This is a genomic window from Bradyrhizobium sp. 62 (genome assembly GCF_023073035.1).
Lineage (GTDB): Bacteria > Pseudomonadota > Alphaproteobacteria > Rhizobiales > Xanthobacteraceae > Bradyrhizobium.
This window is the reverse complement of the sequence record NZ_JADPIT010000010.1, coordinates 11,021-16,979: the sequence shown is the minus strand read 5'-3', so window position 1 is coordinate 16,979 and position 5,959 is coordinate 11,021. Positions and strand designations below refer to the sequence as shown.

Here is a 5,959-nt window from a genome sequence, read left to right as displayed (position 1 = left end):
CGATACCGCGGTCCACGGAGTCCATCAGCGACTTCACGAAGTCCGTGTTGGTCGAGAGCCGGTTCTTGACGGCACCGAGATTGGCGGCGGCCGACGCCACCGAGTTGATCCCGGCGGTGACCTGCGCGATGTAGCCATCGAGCGTGGTCTGGTCAGCCGCCGAGTCGGTCAGCACGGAGATGCTCATCGTGTTGATCGACGGAGCGGTCGAACCGGCCGTGTCGAGAATGCCGGTCTGCGTCGAGGTGTAGAGCGAGTAGTTTGCGGTCGTCACGGTGATGGAGCCGATGGTGGGCGTACCGCCGACACGCGAGTACGACGACACCAGGTTGAAGGTCGTCGGCGTGGTGGCGGTCGTGCTCAGCCAGTTGATGCCGTTGAAGGTCGCCGCACTGGCTGTCGCCTTCATCTGCTGCTGGATCTGGGTGACGTCTGCCTGGATCTTGCTGCGGTCGATACCGGCGGTCTTGGCTTCGACCAGCAGGGCCTGGAGCTTGGTCAGGCCGGAGTCCTTGTCGCCGATAACCGAGGTCAGAGCGGTATATTCGGTGTCGACGGTCGCAGCCGACAAACCGAGCGAGTCGGAGACCGCCGAGAGCGCGGCGTTGTCGGCGCGCATCGAGGTCGCGATCGACCAGTAGGCAGCGTTGTCCGAAGCGGTCGAGACGCGCTGGCCGGTGGAGATGCGGGTTTGCGTGGTGGAGAGCTGCGAGCTCACAGACCGCAAGGTCTGGAGTGCGGTCATGGCGGTCGAGTTCGTAAGCAGGCTTGACATTGCGAATGTCCCTTTATGTACGCGTTACATTTTCACGAGGGGACATACCGGGCTTTCACCGGTACGGAGGGGCGGCATCATGCCTTTGGACTGATGTGGGTGGGGTCCAACCCGCCGTGACGCATTGCTAGCACGCCGAATCTTGCGCGCGGATTAAGATCGGCTTGAATTGCGCTGTAAAATCAGATGGTTAACAGCACCTATTGCTAACCATAGTCCGGTACTTATCGCTAACCATAACCGTCCGCCTGGCGCTCATTGCCGTTACGAGAATGAGCGCACCAGCCCGGAGGCAAGCAGATTCCAGCCGTCGATCAGCACGAAGAACAGCATCTTGAACGGCAATGCGAGGATTGTCGGCGGCATCATCATCATGCCCATCGACATGGTCAGCGTCGCCACGATCATGTCGATGACGAGGAACGGCAGGATGATGAGAAATCCGATCTCGAACGAACGCCTGAGCTCGGAAATCATGAAGGCCGGAATGATGACGCGCATGTCGACGCGCTTGTCGTCGAACTTCCTGCGGAAGCTCTCCGCGGCCAGCGATTCGAAGGTCTGCAGATCCTTGTCGCGAACATGGGCCAGCATGAATTCGCGGAACGGATCGGTGATCTTCAGATAGGCCTCTTCCTCCGAGATCTCGTTCTTCATCAGCGGCTGGATGCCGGTTTCCCAGGCGCGGTCGAAGGTCGGCGCCATCACGTAGAAGGTCATGAACAGCGCGAGGCTGATCAGCACCAGATTGGCCGGCGTGGTCTGAAGTCCGAGACCGGCGCGCAGGAACGACAGCGCCACCGCAAACCGCGTGAAGCTCGTTACCATGATGAGCAGTCCCGGCGCCACGGACAGCACCGTGATCACCGCCATCAGCTGGATGATCCGGCCGCTGGTCGAGCCGTTGCCCGGCGGCAGCAGCGAATTGAGGTCCGGAATCTGGGCCAGCGCCACTTCGGGCAGCACGACCAGGAGCAACGCAAGCAGCAGGACTCTCAGTTTCACTGAATCACCAACGTCTCAATGATCAATTCGCGGATCTTGCCCGAGGAGCGGATATTGGCGCGTTCGGTCATGTCGTCGCGCAGGTGCTGAAGCCCGCGCGATCCCTCGAACTGCGCCACCGTCGCCGACCGCAGATAGGTGACGATGTCCTCGCTGATATGGGCCGCCAGGATGCCGGCATCCTCGTCGCTCATGCTGTCGGTCACCATGGAGGCTTCGATGCGGGCCCAGTTGTTGGCCGGCGCGCCGAGATTGGTCACGATCGGCGACAGCTTCCTGAGCCGCGCGCTGCCGGCGTAGCTCGAGGCAAGAGGCGGCGGCGTGGCGGTTTTCTTCGCATCGGCGACGCGCTCGGCGGCCGCAAACAGATGCAGGCCGGCAAGCGCACCCGCGCCGATCGCGATCAGGGTCAGCACCACGATGGCCGCGATCAGGCGCATGCTGCCCCCTGCCCTCGTGACGCGGCCCGACGGTCGCGCATCTCAGAACGGTGCCACGGCGTCATAGATCCGATGTCCCCATCCAGGCTGCTGCACGTCAGAGAGATTTCCGCGACCGCCGTAGGCCACGCGCGCTTCGGCGATCTTCTCGTAGGAGATCGTGTTGGTTCGCGAGATATCGCGTGGACGCACGATACCGCCGACGTTGAGCACGCGCATTTCCGTGTTGACCTTGAACTCCTGCGAGCCGCTGATCATCATATTTCCGTTCGGCAACACGTCGGTTACGATGGCTGCGATCGACAGTTTGATATCCTCTGCGCGGTCGATCTGGCCGTTGCCCTTGATCTGGGTGTTGGTGTTGAGGTTGGCGCTCGTCGAGCCCTTGTCCTGCCATCCCGCGACGTCCATCAGCCAGTCGAGGCCGAACTTGATCTGCGAATCGCGCGAGCGACCAGTCTTGTTGTCGAGCTTGGCCTTGTCCTGCATCGAGATGATCACCGTCACGACGTCGCCGACGCGCCGGGCGCGAGGATCGCGGTAGAGGTCGGTGCCGTCGTCCCAGGTCGAGCGATAGCTGACGGGCGAGTGCACGCGGGGCGTCACGGGAATCGGATCGGCCTGCGTCCTCAGGCCGCTCCCGACCGGCGACAATCGCGGGCCAGTCAGGACCTCGGCCGGATCAGTGACGCATCCCGCAAGCGACAACAGCGACAGGATGAGGATCAGATTCTTCATCTATTTGGTCTTTCCGTCATCCACGCGACCCATCCCGCCGAGCAGATCGGCGAGGTGCGCCGCGCGCCCCGTCTCCATCTCGTTGAAGATTGCGCTCGAGCTCCTCGGGCTGAGCTTTGCGAGCACGGCCGCAGCCGTCTCGTCCGCCATCCCGGCGATCTGGGTTGCGGCGGCGTCCGGCTTCATGCGCGAGTAGATCTCGACGACGCTCGCTTCGGCCTTCTTCAGGAAGTCGTCGCGCAACGCCATCCACTTCTCATATTCGGCGCGTTTGGCCTCGACCTCGGCGATCCGCTCACGGAGCTGGTTCTCGGCCTTCTCCAGCTCCTTGAGCTGCCAGGCCAGCCTTGCATCGACCGCGGGGTCGGCGACATTGCTGCAGAACAGAGCGACTTCGTTGTCCGCGGTTGCAGCGGCCTGGGGCGGCACCGGCTTCGGCGGCGCCGTGACGCTACCGGGCTTGGCGGGTCGCGGCGCGGCTGTGGGTGCTGGCGCGGGCTTCTCGGAGGCCGGCACGGCACCCGTGGTCGCGGGTCCCGAATCTTCGGCTGCCCACGCCGTCGCCCGCATCGACGCATTGTCGCTCGGGATCGATGAGATCGGCTTCTGCGGGCCAGGCGCGCGGGCGCGCGCGAAGGACAGCAGGTTGAGCGGCTTCGACGGCTTGGCCTCATCCAGCGCCAGAACGGGCGAAGCGCTCGCGAGCGCGGAGGCCGCGACCAGGAGGAGGAGTTTGGCTTTATGATCCAGCTTCAACATCGGTCCGCGTGCGATTCTCGGTCGAGAGAGCATTGAGCGACCAAGCTTGCACGGCGCTTGCGCGTCATTGCACGATGACATCCGCCTGGAGGGCGCCGGCCGTCTTGATCGCCTGGAGGATCGCGATGATGCCGGATGGTTTCAGGCCGATCTGGTTCAGCCCGCGCACCAGACGCTGGAGATCGACGCCGCTCAGGATCGCCACCTGCGATCCGGCCTCGTTGGCCTCGACCACGGTCTGGGGCACGACCACCGTCTGCCCTTTCGAGAAGGGCGCCGGTTGCGACACCACGGGAAGCTCGGTGACGCGGACCGTCAGATTGCCGTGCGTCACGGCAACGGTCGATATCCGTACGTCGCGTCCGATCACCACCGTGCCGGTACGCTCGTTGATCACCACCCGCGCCGGCGTGTCCGGCTCGACCGTCAGCTCGCCGATTTCGGCGAGAAAGCGGACCGGGCCGATGTGGCGCGGCTTCGACAGCACGATGGTGCGGTAGTCGCGCTCGAAGGCGATCTGCGCGCGGTAACGTCCGCCCGCGTAGCGATTGATGCCGTCGAGGATTCGCGTTGCGGTGACGAAGTCAGGGTTCTTGAGCTCCAGCACAAGATACTCCATTTCATGGAGACTACCCTGCACCTCGCGCTCGACCAGCGCGCCGTTCGGGATGCGGCCCGCGGTTGGCGTGCCCTGGCTGACGTTCTGGGCCTGGCCTCCGACGCTATAGCCGGCGACCGTGACCGCGCCTTGCGCCACCGCATAGACGGCGCCGTCCGCCGCGCGCAGCGACGTCATCACCAAGGTGCCGCCGAGCAGCGAGGTCGCATCGCCGAGCGACGACACGGTCACGTCCATGCGCTCGCCCGCACCGATCGAGGGCTGCAGGTCCGCGGTCACCATCACGGCCGCGACATTGCGCGTGCGCAGCGTCGTCGGACGCGGCGGATTATTGGTGCTGGTGGTCTCGTTCCGGACATTGATGCCCATGTTCTCGAGCATCGATTGCAGGGACTGCTCCGTGAACGGCGCATTGCGGAGCGTGTCGCCGGTGCCGTTCAGGCCGATGACGAGGCCGTAGCCGACGATCTGGTTTTCGCGCAATCCCTTGATGTCCGCGATGTCCTTGATGCGGACGGCGGCCTGGGCGCTGGCGGCGGAAACGAGCAGGACGAGCGCAAGCAGGACCTTAGTCATGATCCGTCCACGACCTTGACGGTGCCGTCCGGCTGGACGACGCCCCTGATGATCACGCCCGTATCGGTGTTTCGTATCGGGATGAGCGCGCCGGGCGCGCCCGACTGCATCGCTGCGCCGTAGGTCACGATCGACAGGCCGCTGTCCTCGACCACGACCTTGACCATCGCGCCGCGGGCGACCGTCCAGGGATCCTCCACCGAGTTGGTCGGGATCGGCTGGCCGGGGAGCAGCGCGCGGCGCGCCATGCGGCCGACCAGGACCTGGCGTCCTTCGATGAAAACGGCGACGCCGAGCACGTTCGGCGCAAAGGCGCGCTCGGTGATCATGTCGTCCCGGATCAGCTCGCCGGCGCGGATCGAGACGGCCGGCACGGGAAGCCGCTTCTCCTCGGCCGCCGCGACTCGCGCGAAGACGAGAACCAGCAGCACGGCGGCCAACCCACGCATGATCGAGCCCATCCTGTTCAACATGGATACACCGGAACTAGCGCATGCCCTTCGAGACCGTCTGGGCCATTTCATCCGAGGCCTGGATGACCTTGGCATTCATTTCGTAGGCGCGCTGGGCGGAGATCAACTCGGTGATTTCCTTGACCGGGTCGACGTTCGAGGCTTCGAGATATTGCTGGTTGATCTTGCCGTAGCCGGAATCGCCGGGCAACCCGACGACCGGCGTGCCGGACGCCGTGGTCTCGCGGTAGAGATTGCTGCCCAGCGGTTCGAGGCCGGCCTCGTTGGCGAAATTGGCGAGATTGAGCTGGCCGATTTGCCTCGGGTTCACTTCCGTATCCAGCTTGGCAAACACCTGTCCGGTCTGGTTGACCGTGACCTGAACCGTTCCCTGCGGCACCGTGATTGCGGGATCCAGCAGATAGCCGTCGGTCGTGACGAGCTGGCTGTTGGCGTTGGTGTTGAACGAGCCCGCGCGGGTATACTGCACCTCGTTATTCGGGCCGAGCACCTGAAACCAGCCGCGGCCGTTGATCGCCATGTCGTAGGGATTGCCGGTCTGCGTGAGCGCGCCCTGGATGTGCAGCTTGCGGAT

8 protein-coding genes are annotated in these 5,959 nt (G+C 64.3%); all 8 read right to left on the bottom strand.

Annotated features, from left to right (window positions below):
* Positions 1-775 (bottom strand): flagellin (locus IVB47_RS04250; RefSeq protein ID WP_247460047.1); only part of this gene is annotated, 775 nt, incomplete at its 3' end.
* A 264-nt stretch (positions 776-1,039) separates the two neighbouring features.
* The gene (gene fliP / locus IVB47_RS04245; protein WP_007595877.1) at positions 1,040-1,780 is read right to left on the bottom strand and encodes a flagellar type III secretion system pore protein FliP; all 741 of its coding nucleotides are present in this window, start codon (positions 1,778-1,780) and stop codon (positions 1,040-1,042) included.
* The gene (locus IVB47_RS04240; RefSeq protein ID WP_247460045.1) at positions 1,777-2,220 is read right to left on the bottom strand and encodes a flagellar basal body-associated FliL family protein; all 444 of its coding nucleotides are present in this window, start codon (positions 2,218-2,220) and stop codon (positions 1,777-1,779) included. Before IVB47_RS04240 ends, fliP begins: the two co-directional genes overlap by 4 nt.
* Positions 2,221-2,262: 42 nt before the next feature.
* Positions 2,263-2,958 carry a flagellar basal body L-ring protein FlgH gene (gene flgH, locus IVB47_RS04235; protein WP_247460044.1) on the bottom strand — a complete coding sequence of 232 codons (696 nt, stop codon included), beginning with the start codon at positions 2,956-2,958 and terminating at the stop codon, positions 2,263-2,265.
* Positions 2,959-3,717: a MotE family protein gene (locus IVB47_RS04230; RefSeq protein WP_247460042.1), complete on the bottom strand. Its 759-nt coding sequence runs from the start codon at positions 3,715-3,717 to the stop codon at positions 2,959-2,961.
* A 64-nt stretch (positions 3,718-3,781) separates the two neighbouring features.
* Positions 3,782-4,912, bottom strand: coding sequence for a flagellar basal body P-ring protein FlgI (gene flgI, locus IVB47_RS04225; RefSeq protein WP_247460040.1), 1,131 nt, complete (start codon positions 4,910-4,912; stop codon positions 3,782-3,784).
* A complete protein-coding gene (gene flgA, locus IVB47_RS04220) occupies positions 4,909-5,361 on the bottom strand; it encodes a flagellar basal body P-ring formation chaperone FlgA (protein WP_247287745.1) in 453 nt (150 codons plus the stop codon). The genes flgI and flgA overlap by 4 nt, the downstream gene beginning before the upstream one ends.
* A 37-nt stretch (positions 5,362-5,398) precedes the next feature.
* Positions 5,399-5,959: flagellar hook-basal body complex protein (locus tag IVB47_RS04215; protein ID WP_247460038.1), on the bottom strand; the 561-nt coding region annotated here is incomplete at its 5' end.